The sequence below is a fragment of the Apolloniradiicaulis salifontis genome (genome assembly GCF_053756655.1).
In genome coordinates, this window is sequence record NZ_CM132387.1 from 2,557,841 (window position 1) to 2,576,252 (window position 18,412).

An 18,412-nucleotide genomic window follows, 5' to 3' on the forward strand; every position below is an offset into this window, starting at 1 on the left:
AAACGCAAAACGCGTGAAACGAGGGCGTGTGCCCACGTTTGGCGATTATATCTGCGATTCAGGCAAGCATACGACGAAACCGCAACCGTGCCGTGACATGCATCGACTCGCAAACAGGGCGAGGCCGGTGGCGTGCGGCGCGGCGACCAAAGCGACTTACAGGCGTTTTTCCACCAGTAAAGCGTCCGCCATCAAGGCGGCCTTGAATCGGAGACGGGTGAGATGAGACGATCATTCTGGCAGACTGAAGGTCATCTGGTCGCCCGCATCGGCTGGATGCGCGCCGCGGTTCTGGGCGCCAATGACGGCATCATCTCCACCGCAAGCCTCATAGTCGGTGTCGCCGCGGCCGGCGCGACCAAGGGCGATATCCTGATCGCTGCCGTAGCCGGCCTCGTGGCCGGAGCCATGTCCATGGCGGCGGGCGAGTTCGTGTCGGTAAGCTCGCAGTCGGATACCGAGCAGGCCGATCTCGAACGCGAGCGCGCCGAACTGCGCGACGATCCGGAGGCGGAACAGCGCGAACTGGCGGACATCTATGCAGCCAGGGGCCTGGACTCCGATCTGGCCCGGCAGGTGGCCGCCCAGCTCACGGTGAAGGACGCTCTGGGCGCGCACGCGCGCGACGAGCTGGGAATTTCGGACACCACCAAGGCGCGCCCGGTCCAGGCGGCTCTGGCGTCCGCGGCCATGTTTTCGATCGGCGCCCTGCTTCCCGTCCTAATCGTCCTTCTCGCGCCGGTCCCGGCTCTGGTCCCGGCTGTCGGCGTCTCCACGCTGGGATTTCTCGCGCTGCTGGGCGCGGGCAGCGCGCGTGTGGGCGGGGCCGGAATGGTGAAGCCTGTCATTCGCGTTGTGTTCTGGGGGGCCGTGGCGCTGGGAGTCACCGCCGGCATCGGCGCGCTGTTTGGAACCATCGTCTAAGCCGGGCGCAGGCGAGCCGAAACCGAGACATGGCTAAATCTATTCAGGGCGCTCCAACTCGACCCAAACTTCATTGCGCCGCATGAACCAGGGCGTCCATGGCGGATCGTAGCGCGCCAGCGAAGGGGCGCCGGTCGCCTGAAGCTCGTGGTGCTCCATGAACGCCGTCAACGCAGCGGTTTGACGCTCCACTTCGGCCGGTCTCGCCAATCCGGAAAAGCGCGCCACGGCGTAGCGCCGGACCGGAACCTCCACAAGGCGCACCCTCGAATTATCCGGGGTGGGCAAGGTCTCCATCGTATATTCGGCCGGCATGATGAAGCGCACAGTCCAGGCGTCACCCTCGCCCGACTGGGTCACCGGCGCCGTCATGGCGATGGTCTCACCCCGCGGCCGCCCCTGCACCACGGGCGTAGTCATCGCGATGCTCTCTTTGCGGGTATTGCCGCCGAAGATATAGCCGGCCAGCATCCGGAACCCCTCGCTGGACGCCTCGTCGCGGCTTCCCGAAACGGCGACCTCGGCGGCGATCAGCGCAGGGTAGTCGCGCACCTCAAAACCGTCCTTCGCCATCACGACGGTGAAGTCAGGCTCCTCGCTGGCCATGGCGGACCCTCCTGTCAGTATTGCAGCGCACACAACGCCGATCCATAACGTTTCAAGCAGGCGCCCGAGGCTCAAAAACGGTGTCATGATCGATTTTCCAAGGCCCATTCGACCAAGTGATATAGGGCGCTGGCGCGCAAAAGCCGTTGGCGCGCCGCCACCTATGACCGCCGGACCGAATTTCCGCCTGCGATGATCTTGCGGATAAGTGCTGCGACCTGAAGATGCACTTCAATCTCGGCTTCGGTACCGGCTGCGTTTTCATGGGTTGACGCAGCGTCGGAAAGGACTCCCACGATGTCCGCCTCGGGCAGTATATTCTTATCGTTGAGGGCGAGAAGAAGCGACTCGCAAATTGTGAGCGCGGCCATTCCCGAGTAATTGTTTTGATCTGTCATGGCTGCATACTTTCTTTTGAAAGCTATAGCCTTCACTAAAGTTCAGGCCTCTTATGAATTCCTGCAAGAGTTTCACGGAGCACGGTTCGATGAACTGATCGATAGCAGTTAGGGCTGGGAATTTCTCGATCGTGTTCAGGCAATTCGGGAGGGCGCCGTGAAGACACTTCATAATCCTTCTCTAGCCCGATAACTCACAGCCTTCGTCGCCTTGTCTCCAGCCGAACTGGCGGTTCTGGACCGGCTGAATCAGCGCCGCCGAACCTTCCGCGCCGGGCGTGATATGGTGCTGCAGAAACAGCGCAGCAAAGCAGCCTGTATCGTCGCGTCGCGTTGGGCGTGTTCCTACAAGATTCTGCCCAACGGGCTGCTCCAGATCGCCAATATTCAGCTTTCGGGCGATTTTATCGGCCTTCGCAGCGTCCTCCTCTGAGCCTCCGATCACTGCAGCGAGCCGGTCACCGATTTGAAGGCCTCCAGAATACTGGGTTAGGAGCGGTTGGACGCTTTTTCTCAGACACCAAGGCTCGCCACCACGGTCTTGTGGGCCGCGTCACGCGATGAAGCGATGAAGGTCTAGCACCTGGTTGATATCGGCAGGCGCACCGCAGTGGACCGGGTCGGACATTTTCTGCTGGAGTCCGGGTCAAGGCTTACAGTTGCGGGACCAGGGACGATACCGGCTATGCCTGTCTTGTGACCCAGTATCATCGGGTCGACTCTCTTGGTTTGAGCGCGGTTCATGTGAACCGCGTCCTGCAGACCCTTCACGAAAACGAGACCGTCACCCTCCAGGAGGGAAAGATGAATCTCGGCGACCGACCCCGCCTTATCGCGCTTGCGGAGTTCGATCCGGCCTATCTTGATCAGCACAGCTCGCTCCTGGCCTGACCCGCCGGCGCGGCGTCCGTCTGGATCAAATATAGCCCAGGACCAGCAGCACGATGACAATGACCAGAAGTGTGCCGAGCAGGCCCATGCCTCCGTGTCCGAAACCGTATCCATAGCCTCTGAAGCGCCCGCTGACTCCGCCCAGAAGGAAGAGGACCAGGAGCACGATCAATATGAGTCCTATCATGACTTCTGATGACTTTCTGTGCTTGAGGCGCTCCTCAAGACCCGCCCTGCGGCGCGCTTTTGAAACGGCGCGTTGAAAGAAAGCAGTGCGGCGGAACCCGTGTTTAAGCCTCTCGCCCAGTGGGGCGCTGTTTGAGAGGCGAGACAGATCCCGCGCACGCCAGAGTGTCCGTTGAAACTCCGCGCCCGCCCTTGCCCTAGCGCCGGTGCAAGCGGTGTCTCAAGCCAGGCTAGGCGAGGGCTTTGGTTGCTTGATCAAGCTCGCGAATAGCCTCGTCGTCATGCTTTTCCTTGTGAGCCTTTTCGGCCGCCTGATAATGCTTAAGGGCGGAGTCTTTTTTCGGGCCGGCGGGCGCTTTGTCCCAGGCGGCTTTGACGGTCTTCATCTTTTCGGCTGCATTGGTCTGGGGAGTCATGGGGCTGTCCTTTCAAGAACGCCCCGAGACGAGGAAGACACTGAAGACACATCGTCTTAGCGGAGCGATGGGGCTCCAGCGGCCTGACGCCGTTCGGGGGCATGTCCGGCGAACCGTCGCCGGAACATATCGCAGGATCGCACCGCGCGCCGTCGCCGGCCCTGATCCATGTTGGCGTGGCGAAGCTTTATGCCGATGACCTGGTCGCACGCGGTGCAGCGTCCCGTCGACCGTTTCCAGCCGGCCTCGGACCGTAAGAACAAGGCTAAAGGCCAGGATCGCGCTGGCGGCCAGCCGCCGGAGGCGGGACGCCCCGGATCAGATCGCATGAACGGCTTTGGCCAGAAGATCACGCACCTGCGCCGCAACAACGGCGAGCTCAGCATTGTCGATCGCCTGCATGGATGCGGTCGGATCAACGGCGCTGACTTCAATCCCGCCCTCGACCTCGCGCAGGATAACATTGCAAGGCAGCATCGCCCCGACGCGCGGCTCAATCTGGATCGCCTGATACGCCATCATGGGATTGCAGGCCCCGAGGATGCGGTAGGGCGCCAGATCCACATCAAGCTTCCTTTTTATCGTCGCCGCCACGTCGATTTCGGTGAGAACGCCGAACCCCTGCCCGGTCAAAGCAGCGCGCGTGCGGGCGTCCACCGCGTCGAAATCAGCGTCGGCAATCAGGCGGTTGATCGTGTAATCCATAGCGAATTATTCCTTTTGATTTGTAGCTTTATTTCATCAGATGAGCGCCACTCCGTCAGTATGAAAATTACTGACAGCAAAACAGGCCTCTCCGCCACCTGCATCAGCGCCCATCACTTTGACAGCCTTCAACGCGCGGCTGCGGAATTCTATGTCTCGGGTATAGCAGAGCACAGACGACGCGCCGGCGCCGCTCGACCAGTGCTGCGCGTCGGCTAATGCACGCCCTTGCCTTCGCCGCATGTCATTTTTATCCGTATGCGGGTATGCATTGGTCGAGAGCGAACGGTCAGGCCCTGATGGGGCTGCGGTCGGCCTGAAGGACGAGCTTTCTGTAATCGTTCAGATCGCCGTCATAGCGCGTGGCCTTGCCGTCCTTCACCAGCCAGAGCTGGTCCGCGGTGCCTTCGGCCAGATAGACGTCGTGAGTAATCAGAACGACGGCGCCCTCATACTCGTTGAGCGCGTAGATCAGCGCTTCACGGCTATCGATATCCAGGTGAGAGGTGGGTTCGTCCAGGATCAGGATATGGGGCTTTTCAATCGACATCAGACCCAGGAGAAGCCGGACTTTCTCGCCCCCTGACAGCTTTTCGATGGCGGTCTCAACCTTCTCGTGGGGGAAGCCCATGGCCGCTGCCGCAGCGCGATGTTTCGACTGGGGCGTGCCTTCCGGCAGAGCGTCGCGAACGTGATCGAGCACCGTTTCGCCCGGCCTCAATTCATCCATCTGGTCCTGGGAAAAATACCCGATGCGCAGGGCGCGCGGCGCGACGCGCTCGCCCGAGATGAGCGTCAGGCGCTCGGCGATGGATTTGACCAGCGTGGTCTTGCCCTGGCCGTTGGCGCCGACGATGGCGATGCGGTCTTCAGGATCCAGGCGCAGATCAATGCCTGACAGGATCACCGCGTCATCGCCATAGCCCACCGACGCATCGCGCAGCTGAAGAAGCGGCGGAGCGAGCTTGTCGGTGGAGGTGGGAAAGGAGAACGGGGTGGTGCGCTCGGCGATCGGAACAGTGATCTCCTGCATCTTCTCCAGCATCTTGACCCGCGATTGGGCCTGGCGGGCCTTGGACGCCTTGGCGCGGAAGCGATCGACGAAGGCCTGCAGGTGGGCCTTGCTCGCCTCCTGCTTGGCGCGCTCGCTCTCCAGAAGCGCCGTCTTGGCCGCGCGCAGCCGCAGCCATGCGTCATAGCCACCCGGCGAGATGGACAGCTGCTTGTGCTCCAGCGCCAGCGTGTGGGTGACGCAACGGTTCAGCATCTCGCGGTCGTGAGAGACGATCAGTACGGTGTGGGGGTACTTCTTCAGATAGCTTTCAAGCCAGGCCGCGCCCTCAAGGTCGAGATAGTTGGTCGGCTCGTCCAGAAGCAGAAGGTCGGGCTGGGAGAACAATACCCCGGCGATGGCCGCGCGCATGCGCCAGCCGCCGGAAAACTCCCGCGTGGGGCGGTACAGATCGGCGTCGGTGAAACCCAGACCCATGAGCACTTCGGCGGCGCGCGCCTCAGCCGACCAGGCGTCGATATCAGCAAGGCGCATGTGGATCTCGCCGATCCGGTCGGGATCGGTGGCGGTTTCCGATTCCTGCATCAAGGCGTGGCGCTCGGCGTCGGTGGCCAGAACCACTTCCAGGATCGTCTCGTCGGAGGCCTCGACCTCCTGGGCGACCCAGCCCATGCGCGCGCCCTTGTTCATGCGGATCGAGCCGTCCGGGGAAGGATGCTCGATCTCTTCACGGATCAGTTTCAGCAGGGTGGACTTGCCGGTCCCGTTGCGGCCGATCAGGCCGACCTTCCAGCCGGACGAGATCTGCGCGGAGGCTTTCTCGAACAGAGAGCGGGCGCCGATGCGGTAGTCGAGATTTGAAATCGTGAGCATGGGGTGGGGTGTAACCAAGCCAGCGCGCGACGCAATGGGCAGACGCCGATCGCAACATCGTGCGCGCGCGTAGGGTGGCGCCAAAGACAGCCTTGAGGCCGCAGTGACGGGCCGGGCGCCGCGTGTTCAAACCAGCCGTGCGGGCTTTCGCCGCACGCGCTACACGCCGGCCTCGCTTACTTAGAGCCAGTCTTCGAAGCGAACCGTGTCTGAGCCAGACGGCAGAGTGACCGCAGTCCCGTCCTCGGCGATCTCAAGGCGTCCGGAAAACCGCGAGCGCGCATCGCCCAAGAACGCCGAGTGCAGGAGTTTTGACGGCAGCGCCGGCACGATATGGGTCAGCACCACAGCGTCCGCGCCGGCCGCCTCAGCCGCGTCGGCGGCGGCTTCCGGCGTCGTGTGGTAGTCCAGAATATCCACGGTGATCTGGGCCAGATCATCGCGCCCGGAAGCGCGGGCCTGCTGCGTGATCAGATCGACCAGGCGCGGCTGCAGCGCCTCCACCACCAGAAGGTCGGCGCCTTGTGCGAACGCCGCGAAAGCGTCGGAGCGCTCGACAATCAGATCGCCGCTGATCACCGTAGAGCGGCCGCCATAGTCGAACCGGTAGGCCACCGCCGGCGCGGCCGGTGCGTGATCCACCAGAACCGCTGTTATGGTGAGCCCCGCTTCATCCAGCACGGTGATCACCGCGCCCGGTTCTGCATCAAAGCTGATCGCGGCCAGCCCGGCGCCGGAGGGCGGCGCGATGTCCACCCCGTGGTGGCCGGTGCGATAGCCATGATCGAGCGTGTAGGCCGTGTTGAACCCGGCGACGATTTGCTCAACGCCCTGCGGGCCGTAGACCGGCAAGGGCTCGGTCTGCGCGTTATCGACCCAGCGCAGCAGCGCCACGCCGGGCACGTCCGCGATATGGTCGGAGTGAAAATGCGTCAGGAGAACGCCTTCAACGGCGCGGCCGGGCACACCCATGAAGGCCAGGTTGCGCGCGGAGCCAGAGCCGGCGTCCACCACGAACACACGGCTCCCGGAGATCACGGCGGTGCAGCTTTGCACCCGCGTCGTGTCAGGCAGCGGAGACCCGGTGCCGCAAAACGCGACCGTGAGCCCCTCCGGCAGGCTGGCGAGGCGATCCGCCCCGAGCCGGGCTTCGGCCTGGCGCGCGAAAAGCCGCATGGCCACCGGTTCAGAGCCCAGAACCCATGAGCCGAGACCGGCCAGCGCCACGATCGTCAGAGCAGCGGCGAGGACAATAATCAGTATACGGTTCATAAGCGGACTCCCGCGATGCGTTGAAGTTCGGCTTCCACCAGAAAGAGCCGATCCTGACCCCAGACTGCGAGATCGCCGACCCTGAAGCTGGGCACGCCCCACAGGCCCAGCCCTGTGAGCCGGGCGCGGTTCGCCTCAACCCGGGCGCGCCAGCTGTCGTCCTTGAGCGCGGCCTGCGCCTGCGCCCAGGGCACGCCGGCGCGCGCGCAAATCTCTTTGAGGCCGCGATCGCTTCCCGCGTTGATCGCTTCCGACCAGGCGGCTTTAAGAAACGCCGTCAGGAACGCCTCACCCCGCCCTGAATCCATGGCGGCGAGCAAAACCGCCAAACCGCGCTCGGTCGGCGCGCCCACCGGATCGGAGATGGTTCCAAACGGCATGCCAAGCCGCTCCGCCTCGCGGGCGCAGTCTTTGAGGAAATACATCGCCTTGCGCTGAGGCACGGGCAGCTTGCGCATGACCATGGGCAGAACCGGGCGCAGCTCGACGCGCGCATTCCAGCGCCGCGCGAGGGCGTAGATCCGGTCCATGGCGAGATAGGTGTAGGGGCTGCGCAGGGAGGGATAAACCTCGATCACCGCGCCGCCGCAATCGCCGCGCGCTTCGCTCTCCAGAATCGGCGGCGCGAGGAAACCGTCGCCGGATTGTCGCGCGCCGTCATCTTTAAGGCGGGCCTCCAGATAATGAAGCCGGTCGGCGCCCCAATACCATTCGCCCTCGAACTCCACTGCGCCCGACTGGAAATGGCCCAGTGTGTCGCGAGCGGCCGTTCCGGTTTTCAGCGCCTTGTCGCGGTCGCCGGAACCGTCGGCGACGGGAAAGGCAGCGCCAGACCACAAGGCGGCGTCGATCTCTTTGATTTGCGCCAGTGCGTCATCATCGCTCAGGGCGGCGGCGGCCAGGCGTTCGGCCTCGATGATCCGCGCCTGGGCCGGCGACGCGCCAGGGTCGACAAAGGAGAGGCCGTACACCTTCGCCAGGCGCGCGGTGTCGGCGCGCGCGTACGCCTCCAGCTGTTCAGGTTCGGGCGCCACCGCCGCCTCGGGACGCCCGGTGAGGCGGGTGTTGACCGTGACGTCGACGCGCCGCGAGAGTTCCAGCAGCAACGGCGCCATGAGCGCGCTGGCCGGATCGCCGAAGCGGTGGAAGTAATTGAGCACCCGCGGCGCACCGGCGCTCATACGACGGGCCCGGGCGCGGGCGCGGGCCCGGTTACGGCGGTCCAGATCGGTGGCCCGGCCCATGATCTGGCGCTTGATCCAGAGCTTCATGTCGCGCGCCTAGTTGGGCCAGTGGACGTATATGTCCTCGGGCAGCCGCTCCTGCAGGAGATGCTTGTCCACATAGATCGGCGGCTCCACCAGGCTGGGCCAGATCGGGTCGGCCTGTTCGGCGTTGATCGCGTCCAGCTGCGCGCGCATGGCGGCGGCGCGGGCCGGCTCTGCGGTGAGGAGATCGGTTTGCTCGGTGGGATCGGTGTTGAGATCAAACAGCCAGGTCTGCGGCGGATGCTCGCTCACCTGAAGCTTCCAGCCATCGTCCAGTAGAACCCGGTAATGCCCGGACCGCCAGAACAGCGCCCGCGGCGCCGGGCTCTCCGCCTGCGACAGCGCCACCAGATCCACCCCGTCGATGACGCGGTCGCCCGGCAGGGCCGCGCCGCTGGCCGCAGCCGCCGTGGCGAAGAGGTCCACATGGGCCGCCGGCGCGCTCACCCGCGTGCCCGCCGCGATGCGGTCCGGCCATTCCACCAGCATCGGCACGCGGATGCCGCCTTCGAAAAAGTTCGCCTTCCAGCCACGATAGGGTGCATTGAGATCAGGAAAGCCGATATAGCCCGGCGCGCCGTTATCGCTGGAGAAGACCACGATGGTGTTATCGGCGATTCCTTGCGCCTCTAGCGCCTCGCGCACCCGGCCGACGGCCCGGTCCACCGCCAGCACCATGGCCGCGTACACGCGAAGACGCTCATCCTCAATGAAGCTCAGCGCCTCCATATCGGAGCGGTGGGCCTGAATCGGCGTATGGGGCGCATTCAGCGCCAAGTACATGAAGAAGGGCCGCTCGGCGTTGGCCTCGATGGCCGCCACCGCCTGATCGGCGAAATAATCGGTCATATAGCCCTGCGGCGGGAAGCGTTCCGAGCCGTTCCAGCGCACGGCGTAGTTCAGATTCGCCCACAGGAAGGGATCGATGGGATCAAAATCCTGACGCAGATTGACCGCGTCCGGATCATCCACCGGCAGGAACAGAGCGGCGCCGGGATAGAAGCCCACCCATTCATCAAAGCCCTGGTTTTGCGGCTGGAAGGGCTCAGCCGCGCCCAGATGCCACTTGCCGATGAACAGGGTCTGGTAGTCCTGCTCCTGCAACATCTCGGCCATGGTGATTTCGCTGGGCGGCAGGCCCTGGTCCTCCAACGGGATCACCTGATCCAGGCGATCATCATGGAAGATCGCCTCGCGGGGGGAATAATCAAACGAGCCCAGAAGCCTGTGAAACGCCACCGGGGCGGGCGTGAATTCAAACCCGAAGCGTGTGGCGAACCGGCCGGTCATGATGGCGGCGCGCGAGGGCGCACAGGTGGCGTTGCCCGAATACCCGTTTTCGAACACCGCGCCATTGGCGGCGATGGCGTCGATATTGGGGGTCTGCAAGAGGCCGCCGGCGATGCCGCCGCCAAAGGCGGAAATGTCGTTGATCCCCAGATCGTCGACCAGAATGACGACGATATTGGGCGGGCGCTCGTCTGCGGATCGCGCGCGCGGATCGGCGCCGCCGGTCCAAACGATCTCGCGCGGCGCTCCGATGGGATCGCGCAACCGGTCGATCACGCCGGGAATGGCGATGCGATGGGGCCAGGCGAACGCCAGTGCGCCAGCGAGGACGGCGAAGATCAGACCCGCGATAATCAGGATGCGCATGTCAGGTCTCCTTGCCGGTGTTGACCAGGGTGCGCGCTTTCTCGGCGAAAGTTTCCGCCGCGCTTTTCTTCTCGCCCGAACCAGTCAGCAGCTCGGTGATGTCGAAAGGGATCTTCACGCCTTTGAGGGCCGCCGGCCGGGCGTCGATATTGGCGATCCAGCGGTTCATGTGGGGGAAAGGCGCGGTGTCCACGCCCGACCAGAACGCCGTGCGCGCCCAGCACCAGTTGGCCATATCGGCGATCGAATAATCGCCCGCAAGGTATTCGTGATCAGCGAGGCGCCGGTCGAGCACGCCGAACAGCCGGCTCACCTCGCCCTGATAGCGATTGATCGCCACATCGATTTTTTCCGGCATATAGCGGAAGAAGACGTTCGCCTGACCCATCATCGGCCCGAGCCCGCCCATCTGGAACATCAACCACTGCATGACCACAGAGCGGGACTTGGCGTCGGCGGGCAGGAATTTTCCAGTCTTCTCGGCGAGATAGATAAGGATCGCGCCAGACTCAAAGACGGTGAAATCGTGCGCGTCGCGGTCCACGATGACCGGGATGCGGCCATTGGGATTGAGCTTGAGAAAGCTCTCGGCCTTTTGCTCACCCTTCATCAGGTCGATGGTGTGGACCTTGTAGGGCAGGCCGCACTCCTCCAGCATCACCGAGGCTTTCCAGCCGTTGGGCGTGGGCGCTGTATAAAGATCGATCATGCCTTATCCTCCCCTGCGAACGGCCCTGCGAAACGGCCTTGCGAGCCTTTAAGACAGCCCGTCTGTTTGACGAGACGCTAGATTATGGCAGTTTGAACGTCAATTGTTGGGCGTCTGCAAGGAGAGTCATGCCCGAAGCTGAAATCACAGACGGCCGGCGCGCCCGGCGCAGCGCCAGCCGGGACAAGATCGTCACCGCGTTTCTGGCGCTGGTGCGCGAGGGCGCGCTGGACCCGGGCGCGCGCGCGGTGGCCGAGAAGGCCGGCGTCAGTCCGCGCACGGTGTTCCGGTGCTTTGAGGATCTCGAAGCGCTCTATCGCGAGCTCACCTCAATTGTGCATGCGGAGTTCCTTCCGCGCGCCAAGCTGGACCTTAACACGTCGGACCGGGCCGAGCGGCTGGACCGCCTGCTGAAAAACCGCGCGGCGATGTTTTCCGACATGGAGCCCTTCCGGCTGGCTACCGAGCGCCTCCGCCATCGCTTCGCCTCGCTCGAGGAGGACAGCGCCTTTCTTGTGACGATGGAGCGCAAGCGGCTGGCGATCGTGCTGAACCCAGACGACGCCATGGAGGCGGATTTCTTTGAGGCTTTGAACGCGGTGACCAGCTTTGATTTCTGGCGCCGCCTGCGCATCGAGCAGGGTCTGAGCAAGCCCCGGGCGGCCCGGGTGATGACGGCGGCGGCGCGGGCGATCTACGCTGCGGCGCCGGATCCAGGACCCGTACACGACGAGGGCGGCGTGCGATGAGCGAGACCTATTATCTCTATGGCGTTCCGGCGTCCTACTATACCGCGAAAGCCCGCGCCTTCATGCGCAAGCAGGGCCTCGCCTTCGAGGAGCGCTCCAGCGCCCACGCGCAATTCGGGGCCGTTGTCTTCCCGGCCACGTCGCGCATGTTCCTGCCCTGCCTGCAGGCGCCGGACGGGACCATTATTCAGGACTCTGACGATATCCTCGCTTATCTCGAAGCCGCCGCGCCGATCCGCCTGAGCGCTACGCCGCCGGGCCCGGTCCAGGCCGTGCTGTCCCACCTTTTCAACCTCTTCGGCTCTGAGGGACTGACGCGCATGGCGATGCATTATCGCTGGAGCATGCTGGATCAGCAGGACAGCTTCATCGCCGCCGGCTTCATCCACGGCCTGGCGCCGGAAAGCCCGCCGGACGAGGCCGATGCGCTGGCCCGGCCGATGATGAACAAGCTCGCCAGCTATCTCGTCGCCCTGGGCGTCACGCAAGCGACGATCCCCAAGGTGGAGGCGGCCTATGATGCGCTGCTGGATGCGCTGCAGGCCCATTTCACCGGGCATCCCTGCCTGTTCGGCGCCTGGCCGAGCCTTGGCGATTACGGGCTCTACGGGCCGCTCTTCGCCCATCTGGGCCGCGATCCCGTGCCGGCGTTTCATATGAAGCAGCGCGCCGACAAGGTGTTCCGATGGACCGAACGGGTCTCGGCCCCCAATCTGGATATCCCGGAATATCCCAGTTATCCGCACAGTGAGTTCCTTCCAGACGACGCCGTGCCGGAGACGCTGCTGGCTGTCGGGCGGGTCGCAGCGGGCGAGATGGTCCCAGAGCTCCCCGATCAGGTCGCCGCGTTCAACGCCTGGGCCGCCGGTCAGAACCGCAAGGCCGGCGCTCCCCTTCTGGACAAGCCGCACAAGCGCGCCGTTGGGACGGTGGAGACTCACTATCGCGGCGAGCCGGTCCGCACCGGGGTCTCGCCCTATCGCATCTATCTGCTGCAGAAAGTTCAGGCCGCCTTCGACACGCTGGACGGCGAGGCGAAAACCCGGACGCAAGCCTGGTTCGACGCCGCCGGCCTGGCGCCGCTGCTGGATGCGCGTCCGGACCATCGCGTGGCCCGCAAGGACAATCTGGAGGTCTGGGCCTATTAAGCCCTGCGCCTGAACACAAGCCGGGCCAGCGCCGCCAGAACCAGCAGACCGCCGAGCCCCCATGGCGCATATTTGCGCGCCTGCCTTGCATAAGTGCGCTGCGCCAACAGACCGGCCGGGGTGTAATCCGCCGCCACGGGCTGTATCGCATGGAGCGCGGCGAAGGTGCGCCAGGCCTCGCTCATTCGCTGAAACTCTTCAGGCCGTGCCTGGGCGAGATCGTTCGTCTCGCCGGGATCGACCGTCCAGTCGTACAGCCGCCAGGCGCCGTCGCCATAGGGCGCAATGCTTCTCGCCAGTTTCAACGGCCCAAGGAAGAGCGCGGCGTGGCCGCCCGCCTCCATGCCCACTGGCGTTTCGGGTAGCCGCGGCGCCGCGCCCGGCCCGGCGAGGATCGGCGCCAGACTGCGCCCCGCCGGAGCGATGTCGGCCGGAACCGGCGCAGCGCCGGCGATCTCAAGCACGGTAGGCACAAGGTCGGTGGCGAAGGCGAAATCGCGCGACACGCCGCGGCGCGACACGCCCGGCCCCGAGACGATGAGCGGCACATTCATGCCGCCCGAACCTGCGTGCATCTTGAAAAAAGCTCCGTGACCGGCGGCGGCCTTCGCCCACTCGGTCCCGATCCAGGCGTAAGTGTCCGGGCCGCCCAGCGTCTGCGGGTCGCGCGAATAGCCCACCATGTCCAGCCAGAACTCCGTGCCCCGGTGCAGCTCGGGCCGGTTATGCTCCGGCCCGTTATCGGAAACGATCAGGAACAGCGTGTTGTCGAAAGCGCCCTCCTCGCGCAGGTTCGCTACAAGGCGTTCGATCTCGCGGTCGGTGGCGTCCAGCATGGCGGCGTTAACCTCCATGGACGCGGTGACGAAGGCGCGTGTCTCATCGTCGAGCCCTTCCCAGTCGCGCAGGCCTTCCGGCGTGGCCGGCGTGGCGGCGCTCGCCGGGATCAGGCCGCGCGCAGCCGCGCCGGCGTGGCGGCGGGCCGCCAGCACATCCCAGCCTGAATCATAAACGCCGTCATAGGCCTCCACGATTTCACGCGGCGCCTGGAGGGGAATGTGCACCGCCTGGAACCCGATAACGGCGAAGAAGGGCCGACTTGCATCGCGGGTCCCCAGATAGTCCAGCATCTGATCAACCAGGAAGGTGGAAGAGAATTCACCGTCCGGGCGCCGCGCCGGAGCGCCGTCCGCCCACCATTCGGCCCGGTCGTAATAGGCCAGATACGGCCGGTCCCGCCAGTTGTCCGCGCCCGAGGCGTCCAGCACGAAGCTGCGGTCAAAGCCGCGCGCGGTCGGCAGGCTGTCGGCGTCATGGCCCAGATGCCACTTGCCCGTGATGTAGGTCTGATAACCCGCCGGGCGCAGATGCTCGGCAAGCGTCGCGGCGCGGCGCGTCAGGCGGCCTTCATAGCCGCGCAAGCCCGTCAGAGCGTCCGGCGTGGTTTCAGGAAGGTTCGCCACCCCCGCATCATGGCTCACCACGCCTGTCAGCATCATGGCGCGTGAAGGCGCGCACATGGGCGCGGTGTTGAAATTGGCGAACAAGACGCCTTCGCCCGCCAGCGCGTCCATGGCCGGCGTCGCCGCCTCGCCGCCTGTGACACCCAGATCGGTCAGGCCCACATCATCCAGAATGATCAAAACGATATTGGGACGCCTAGGACCTGACTGCTCAGGACCGGACTGCTCATGCGCATCCTGCGCGATCGCCGGCGCGCCCGAACCAGTCACGGCAAGGCAAGCCGTTGCAAGCCCCGCCGCCATAATTGAAATCCGGATCATCGCCGCCTCATCCTCCACGGGGATAGGAGAACTTTTGACGCAGCCAATGTCAATTTTTTAGCGGCTCGGCGCACGCGGCGGGCTGATGGGGCGGGCTCAGGCCCAGCGGCGCCGGGCTTACGGCCACCGTGAGACCAGACGGGCTGACGTCTTCGAGCGCAAACCGGCGATCCACCATAATGCCCAGCGTGTTGCAACGCGGCGCAGGAGACCGCTGAGAGCCGCATCAAGGGCGGGCGCCTTTTGAGCTACCGATCCAGCGCGGTGGGGATCGCCGTTTCAAACTTGGTGCGCCGGTAGACCACATGGGTGGTGGAGCGTGAAATCGCCGGATTGGTGAGCAGCCGTTCGTTCACCCATTGATCGTAGGAGGCCATGTCAGGGAAGTGACCGACGAGGATGAAGTCCTCATCGCCGGTAACCGTGTAGCACTGGGCGATCTGTGGGGTGCCGCGCATTTCTTTTTTGAAGGTGTCATACGTAGCCTGGCTCTCTTTTTCAAAGCGCACCAGAACGACCACAGTGATGCCCAGGCGGCCCGGATCAATGAGGCTGACATCAGCGATGATGTGGCCGTCCTTGCGCAAACGATGGATGCGTCGACGAACTGACCTGCTTCCCGTTTTCTCGGCCACGGAAAAGTGGAAAATTCTCGTTTAGCGGCTTGGGCTGCTGGTACGAGGAGAAGGCCGATGAAACGGTCAAAATTCACTGAGGCGCAGATCGCGTTCATTCTGCGCCAAGCCGAAGAAGGCACGCGTGTGGAAGAGGTCTGCCGCAAAGCGGGGATCAGCCAAGCCACTTTCTACAACTGGAAAAAGAAGTATGGCGGTCTGATGCCGTCGGAGATGAAGCGCTTGAAGCAGCTTGAGGAAGAGAACGGTCGCCTGAAGCGGATCGTGGCGGATCTCTCGCTGGACAAGGAGATGCTTCAGGATGTTCTGCGCCGAAAGCTCTGAGGCCCGCGCGCCGGCGAGAGCTGGTGGATCATCTGCGTGCGGCCTGGCGGGTCAGCGTTCGACGCGCCTGCCAGGTTCTCAGGGCCGATCGTTCGACCTACCAGTACAAGTCCCAGCGCGGCTCCCAGGAAGAGCTTCGCCAGCGCATCCGGGAGATCGCTGAGACCCGGGTTCGCTACGGCTACCGGCGTATCCACGTCCTGCTTCAGCGGGAAGGCTGGGCGGTGAACGCCAAGCGGGTCTATCGCCTTTATCGCGAGATGGGACTGCAGCTGAGGAATAAGACGCCGAAGCGGAAGGTGAAGGCGAAGCTCCGAGAGGGGCGATCGGATCCGGTGACGGCCAACGAGGTCTGGGCGATGGACTTCGTTCATGACCAACTCTACGACGGCCGCCGGCTGCGGATCCTCACCGTGATCGATGCGTATACCCGGTATGTCCCGGCGATCGAACCTCGCGAGCGGTTCACCGGCGCGGACGTCGTCGGCGTGCTCGAGCGCATCTGCGCCAGCCACGGGCATCCCAAGTCCATCCGCGTCGATCAGGGTCCCGAGTTCATCTCGCGCGATCTGGATCTATGGGCTTATGCGAATGGGGTGGAGCTCGACTTCTCCCGGCCCGGCAAGCCTACGGATAACGCGTTCATCGAGAGCCTGAACGGCAAGTTTCGCGCGGAATGCCTTAATGCCCACTGGTTCATGAATCTTGCCGACGCCCGCGGAAAATGCGAGCGATGGCGTAGAGACTACAACACCGAGCGTCCGCACAGCGCCATCGGCTACCGAACGCCTGCGGAGGCACGAAAAGCGTCAGGGCTCACGCAGCCCGCCCTGGCGCCATGACACGGGGATCTTCCAACTCCCCGTGGCCCGAAAACGGGGTCAAGCTCAGCTGAGCATGACCTGCACGTGGCTCGTGGCATTCGCCAGCCGCTTCCATTCGATGAACTCTTCAACCGCATGACCGATTGTGTGGACGTCGCCGACCGGCGTGTAGAGGAGTGTCCGTGACGGCCCGAGTTCGCGCCGATCGGCGCTTGCGGCCGAGATGTCCAGGCGGGCGAACCACCGCTCCGCATGTTTCAGCGCCTCGGCATGGGAGAGCGTCTCTACACCATCAGATTTTTGGCTGTCGTCGGCTTAGCCTAGACGACACTGCCGGAATTGACCCTGGCGGTTCTTCAGCCGGGCGACCCAGTATGCGGCGCCGGGCCTCTTCTTCTCGTAACCGAGATGCCGGTTAAGGGCGATCAGGTTCCAGTACGGATTATTTCGGCAGGCAAGTCGCCGGCAAACAGCCGGACTCTCGACACGCTCCCTGGGAAAACGAGAGTAGGCGTGAAGGGCTTCAGCGCCGTCCGCCATTACTCGCGGTCAGAGGCGGCGACAGCCTCCCCGAGCTCACTTTGGCGCCTCGCAATGAGCCTATGGCCGTCAGATGTGTCGTTCGCCGCGGCCAGCTCTTCAATGGAGTATGGCGAACCGCATCCTTCGCAGCAAAGTGAGAAGAGCGCTTCTAGGATGTCTTCTCGCTGCGTGCCTGGTGCAGAGAGCCATTCCGACGGCGGCCCTCCGCACCGATCGCAACTCACTTTGAATTTTAGTGCGGTGGAGGTCGCGGCCATTCGGAAAGCCCCCTGACAAACTCTCTAGAACCTCTATTCTGGCGCCATCGGGCCGGACTTATAAGCCCACCAGCGGAAAGACCCGCATCTGAGGCATGGAGAACATAATGCGCTACAAAACCCTGGCGGCTTTACTGGCGTGCCCGCTAATCGTCGGGTGCCAGAGCTTCGCTCAAAACGTCTATGACGAGCAGGCTGAGCAGGAATGCTACGAGATCATGAACGCTGAAGCGCAACGCGCGTGCTTGAACGAGCTTGCCGATGAGCAGCAGCGGCGCGATTAGCGGCCGCGGGACACCCTGTGTGAACCGGCACGGAATTTGACCCCTTGATCGGGGCGATCGGGGTGAAAAATAACTCCCTGATCTTGATGACCCTGCTGAACCTCAAACTATCCGGCACAGGCCGGCCCAACGTGTTCGGCGACGCCAAGATGATCGCGCTACTCGACCGCCTCACTCTTCACTGCAACACCGTCGAGAGGCTGCTGGCAGACGAACTATAAAAGGTCTCCGATTGCGAGGCGGGCTCGGAGGCGGATCGTGGCGGACGGGATCTCATTCAAGCGACATCGGTTTCCGCCGGAGGTTATCCGCCATGCGGTGTGGCTCTATCTGCGCTTCACGCTGAGCCTTCGTGACGTGGAGGAGATCCTCGCCGAGCGCGGCATCGAAGCGAGCCGGGAGGCGGTGCGCTATTGGGTCGCCAAGTTTGGGCCGAAGATCGCCGCGAGCACGCGCCGACCGGCCGCTGGCATCTCGACGAGATGGTCGTGAAGATCGGCGGGAAGCGCATGTGGCTATGGCGGGCGGTCGATGACGAAGGCGTCGTGCTCGACATACTCGTTCAGAAGCGACGGAACGCTGACGCTGCGAAGAAACTTCTCCGCAAGCTGCTGAAGAATTCCGGCGTCGCGCCTGAGCGGATCGTCACGGACAAGCTCTCCTCGTATCGGAAGGCGATGCGGGAGACCGGCCTCACAGATCGCCACGCCCCAGGCGGACTGCAGGCCAACAACCGCGCCGAGAACTCCCATCTCCCGATGCGGCGACGAGAGCGAAAGCAGCAGAAGTTCAAGTCGCAAGGTTCAGCCCAGCGCTTCCTCGCCTCCCACGCCGCGGTCTACAACTGCTTCAACGTCGACGCCCACCTCGTCTCCCGCCGGGCCTTGCGGGCGCTCCGCACCCGTGCGTTCGGGGCGTGGGCAGAGGCGACGAAGGCCGCGTGATCCG

The 18,412-nt window shown here is 64.0% G+C and carries 20 protein-coding genes and 1 pseudogene; 9 read left to right on the forward strand and 12 right to left on the reverse strand.

Annotation, left to right across the window (positions count from 1 at the left end; genetic code table 11):
* Positions 1 to 222: 222 nt before the first annotated feature.
* On the forward strand, positions 223 to 924 hold the full coding sequence (locus ACWCOP_RS12205; protein ID WP_478248565.1) for a VIT1/CCC1 transporter family protein: 702 nt from the start codon (positions 223 to 225) through the stop codon (positions 922 to 924).
* 39 nt (positions 925 to 963) lie between these two features.
* Here ACWCOP_RS12205 and ACWCOP_RS12210 read toward each other — a convergent pair whose 3' ends face one another.
* Positions 964 to 1,530 carry an SOUL family heme-binding protein gene (locus ACWCOP_RS12210; protein ID WP_478248566.1) on the reverse strand — a complete coding sequence of 189 codons (567 nt, stop codon included), beginning with the start codon at positions 1,528 to 1,530 and terminating at the stop codon, positions 964 to 966.
* Positions 1,531 to 1,691: 161 nt separating this feature from the next.
* A complete protein-coding gene (locus tag ACWCOP_RS12215; RefSeq protein WP_478248567.1) occupies positions 1,692 to 1,928 on the reverse strand; it encodes a hypothetical protein in 237 nt (78 codons plus the stop codon).
* A 211-nt stretch (positions 1,929 to 2,139) separates the two neighbouring features.
* Here ACWCOP_RS12215 and ACWCOP_RS12220 point away from each other — a divergent pair, with 211 nt between their 5' ends.
* Together ACWCOP_RS12220 and ACWCOP_RS12225 are read left to right on the forward strand one after the other, a co-directional pair.
* Positions 2,140 to 2,361: a hypothetical protein gene (locus tag ACWCOP_RS12220; RefSeq protein ID WP_478248568.1), complete on the forward strand. Its 222-nt coding sequence runs from the start codon at positions 2,140 to 2,142 to the stop codon at positions 2,359 to 2,361.
* Between the two features lie 263 nt (positions 2,362 to 2,624).
* The gene (locus ACWCOP_RS12225) at positions 2,625 to 2,819 is read left to right on the forward strand and encodes a hypothetical protein (protein ID WP_478248569.1); all 195 of its coding nucleotides are present in this window, start codon (positions 2,625 to 2,627) and stop codon (positions 2,817 to 2,819) included.
* A gap of 25 nt (positions 2,820 to 2,844) precedes the next feature.
* On the opposite strand, the gene ACWCOP_RS12230 is transcribed toward ACWCOP_RS12225, so the two are convergent.
* The 8 genes from ACWCOP_RS12230 to ACWCOP_RS12265 all read right to left on the reverse strand — a co-directional run bounded on the left by ACWCOP_RS12230 (position 2,845) and on the right by ACWCOP_RS12265 (position 10,916).
* A complete protein-coding gene (locus tag ACWCOP_RS12230) occupies positions 2,845 to 3,006 on the reverse strand; it encodes a DUF3309 family protein (RefSeq protein ID WP_478248570.1) in 162 nt (53 codons plus the stop codon).
* Positions 3,007 to 3,235: 229 nt separating this feature from the next.
* Positions 3,236 to 3,421, reverse strand: a complete 186-nt coding sequence (locus ACWCOP_RS12235) for a hypothetical protein (RefSeq protein ID WP_478248571.1) — start codon at positions 3,419 to 3,421, stop codon at positions 3,236 to 3,238.
* A 318-nt stretch (positions 3,422 to 3,739) separates the two neighbouring features.
* A complete protein-coding gene (locus tag ACWCOP_RS12240; RefSeq protein WP_478248572.1) occupies positions 3,740 to 4,126 on the reverse strand; it encodes a DUF302 domain-containing protein in 387 nt (128 codons plus the stop codon).
* A gap of 289 nt (positions 4,127 to 4,415) precedes the next feature.
* Positions 4,416 to 6,011 carry an ABC-F family ATP-binding cassette domain-containing protein gene (locus ACWCOP_RS12245; protein ID WP_478248573.1) on the reverse strand — a complete coding sequence of 532 codons (1,596 nt, stop codon included), beginning with the start codon at positions 6,009 to 6,011 and terminating at the stop codon, positions 4,416 to 4,418.
* A 180-nt stretch (positions 6,012 to 6,191) separates the two neighbouring features.
* The gene (locus ACWCOP_RS12250) at positions 6,192 to 7,283 is read right to left on the reverse strand and encodes an MBL fold metallo-hydrolase (RefSeq protein ID WP_478248574.1); all 1,092 of its coding nucleotides are present in this window, start codon (positions 7,281 to 7,283) and stop codon (positions 6,192 to 6,194) included.
* Positions 7,280 to 8,554 carry a DsbA family protein gene (locus ACWCOP_RS12255; protein WP_478248575.1) on the reverse strand — a complete coding sequence of 425 codons (1,275 nt, stop codon included), beginning with the start codon at positions 8,552 to 8,554 and terminating at the stop codon, positions 7,280 to 7,282. Before ACWCOP_RS12255 ends, ACWCOP_RS12250 begins: the two co-directional genes overlap by 4 nt.
* Positions 8,555 to 8,563: 9 nt before the next feature.
* On the reverse strand, positions 8,564 to 10,207 hold the full coding sequence (locus ACWCOP_RS12260; protein ID WP_478248576.1) for a sulfatase-like hydrolase/transferase: 1,644 nt from the start codon (positions 10,205 to 10,207) through the stop codon (positions 8,564 to 8,566).
* 1 nt (position 10,208) lies between these two features.
* Positions 10,209 to 10,916 (reverse strand): glutathione S-transferase family protein, encoded by a 708-nt coding sequence (locus ACWCOP_RS12265; protein ID WP_478248577.1) that lies wholly within the window; start codon positions 10,914 to 10,916, stop codon positions 10,209 to 10,211.
* Positions 10,917 to 11,044: 128 nt separating this feature from the next.
* Here ACWCOP_RS12265 and ACWCOP_RS12270 point away from each other — a divergent pair, with 128 nt between their 5' ends.
* Together ACWCOP_RS12270 and ACWCOP_RS12275 are read left to right on the forward strand one after the other, a co-directional pair.
* Positions 11,045 to 11,665 (forward strand): TetR/AcrR family transcriptional regulator, encoded by a 621-nt coding sequence (locus tag ACWCOP_RS12270; RefSeq protein ID WP_478248578.1) that lies wholly within the window; start codon positions 11,045 to 11,047, stop codon positions 11,663 to 11,665.
* Positions 11,662 to 12,813 (forward strand): glutathione S-transferase N-terminal domain-containing protein, encoded by a 1,152-nt coding sequence (locus ACWCOP_RS12275; RefSeq protein WP_478248579.1) that lies wholly within the window; start codon positions 11,662 to 11,664, stop codon positions 12,811 to 12,813. The genes ACWCOP_RS12270 and ACWCOP_RS12275 overlap by 4 nt, the downstream gene beginning before the upstream one ends.
* Here ACWCOP_RS12275 and ACWCOP_RS12280 read toward each other — a convergent pair.
* Both ACWCOP_RS12280 and ACWCOP_RS12285 read right to left on the reverse strand, forming a co-directional pair.
* On the reverse strand, positions 12,810 to 14,597 hold the full coding sequence (locus ACWCOP_RS12280; protein ID WP_478248580.1) for a sulfatase-like hydrolase/transferase: 1,788 nt from the start codon (positions 14,595 to 14,597) through the stop codon (positions 12,810 to 12,812). The genes ACWCOP_RS12275 and ACWCOP_RS12280 overlap by 4 nt on opposite strands.
* A 248-nt stretch (positions 14,598 to 14,845) precedes the next feature.
* Positions 14,846 to 15,184, reverse strand: coding sequence for an Lrp/AsnC family transcriptional regulator (locus ACWCOP_RS12285; RefSeq protein ID WP_478248581.1), 339 nt, complete (start codon positions 15,182 to 15,184; stop codon positions 14,846 to 14,848).
* 105 nt (positions 15,185 to 15,289) lie between these two features.
* On the opposite strand from ACWCOP_RS12285, the gene ACWCOP_RS12290 reads away from it, so the two are divergent.
* The 4 genes and pseudogenes from ACWCOP_RS12290 to ACWCOP_RS12305 all read left to right on the forward strand — a co-directional run bounded on the left by ACWCOP_RS12290 (position 15,290) and on the right by ACWCOP_RS12305 (position 18,408).
* Positions 15,290 to 16,398, forward strand: a protein-coding gene (locus tag ACWCOP_RS12290; RefSeq protein ID WP_478247734.1) for an IS3 family transposase whose coding sequence is annotated in 2 segments (ribosomal slippage) — positions 15,290 to 15,554 and positions 15,554 to 16,398 — 1,110 coding nt in all. Because the reading frame shifts where the segments join, the coding sequence is not laid out codon by codon here.
* A gap of 889 nt (positions 16,399 to 17,287) precedes the next feature.
* The gene (locus ACWCOP_RS12295; protein ID WP_478248582.1) at positions 17,288 to 17,464 is read left to right on the forward strand and encodes a hypothetical protein; all 177 of its coding nucleotides are present in this window, start codon (positions 17,288 to 17,290) and stop codon (positions 17,462 to 17,464) included.
* 44 nt (positions 17,465 to 17,508) lie between these two features.
* Entirely contained in the window at positions 17,509 to 17,685 is a 177-nt protein-coding gene (locus ACWCOP_RS12300; protein WP_478248583.1) for a hypothetical protein, read from the forward strand.
* A 34-nt stretch (positions 17,686 to 17,719) separates the two neighbouring features.
* Positions 17,720 to 18,408: pseudogene (locus ACWCOP_RS12305) on the forward strand (IS6 family transposase).
* Positions 18,409 to 18,412 lie beyond the last annotated feature (4 nt).

Coding starts and splice junctions, on each gene's coding strand:
- ACWCOP_RS12270 (WP_478248578.1), top strand. CDS start 11,045: ATGCCCGAAGCTGAAATCACAGACGGCCGGCGCGCCCGGCGCAGCGCC.
- ACWCOP_RS12235 (WP_478248571.1), bottom strand. CDS start 3,421: ATGACTCCCCAGACCAATGCAGCCGAAAAGATGAAGACCGTCAAAGCC.
- ACWCOP_RS12295 (WP_478248582.1), top strand. CDS start 17,288: ATGCGCTACAAAACCCTGGCGGCTTTACTGGCGTGCCCGCTAATCGTC.
- ACWCOP_RS12255 (WP_478248575.1), bottom strand. CDS start 8,554: ATGAAGCTCTGGATCAAGCGCCAGATCATGGGCCGGGCCACCGATCTG.
- ACWCOP_RS12250 (WP_478248574.1), bottom strand. CDS start 7,283: ATGAACCGTATACTGATTATTGTCCTCGCCGCTGCTCTGACGATCGTG.
- ACWCOP_RS12230 (WP_478248570.1), bottom strand. CDS start 3,006: ATGATAGGACTCATATTGATCGTGCTCCTGGTCCTCTTCCTTCTGGGC.
- ACWCOP_RS12260 (WP_478248576.1), bottom strand. CDS start 10,207: ATGCGCATCCTGATTATCGCGGGTCTGATCTTCGCCGTCCTCGCTGGC.
- ACWCOP_RS12240 (WP_478248572.1), bottom strand. CDS start 4,126: ATGGATTACACGATCAACCGCCTGATTGCCGACGCTGATTTCGACGCG.
- ACWCOP_RS12215 (WP_478248567.1), bottom strand. CDS start 1,928: ATGACAGATCAAAACAATTACTCGGGAATGGCCGCGCTCACAATTTGC.
- ACWCOP_RS12275 (WP_478248579.1), top strand. CDS start 11,662: ATGAGCGAGACCTATTATCTCTATGGCGTTCCGGCGTCCTACTATACC.
- ACWCOP_RS12280 (WP_478248580.1), bottom strand. CDS start 14,597: ATGATCCGGATTTCAATTATGGCGGCGGGGCTTGCAACGGCTTGCCTT.
- ACWCOP_RS12205 (WP_478248565.1), top strand. CDS start 223: ATGAGACGATCATTCTGGCAGACTGAAGGTCATCTGGTCGCCCGCATC.
- ACWCOP_RS12265 (WP_478248577.1), bottom strand. CDS start 10,916: ATGATCGATCTTTATACAGCGCCCACGCCCAACGGCTGGAAAGCCTCG.
- ACWCOP_RS12245 (WP_478248573.1), bottom strand. CDS start 6,011: ATGCTCACGATTTCAAATCTCGACTACCGCATCGGCGCCCGCTCTCTG.
- ACWCOP_RS12210 (WP_478248566.1), bottom strand. CDS start 1,530: ATGGCCAGCGAGGAGCCTGACTTCACCGTCGTGATGGCGAAGGACGGT.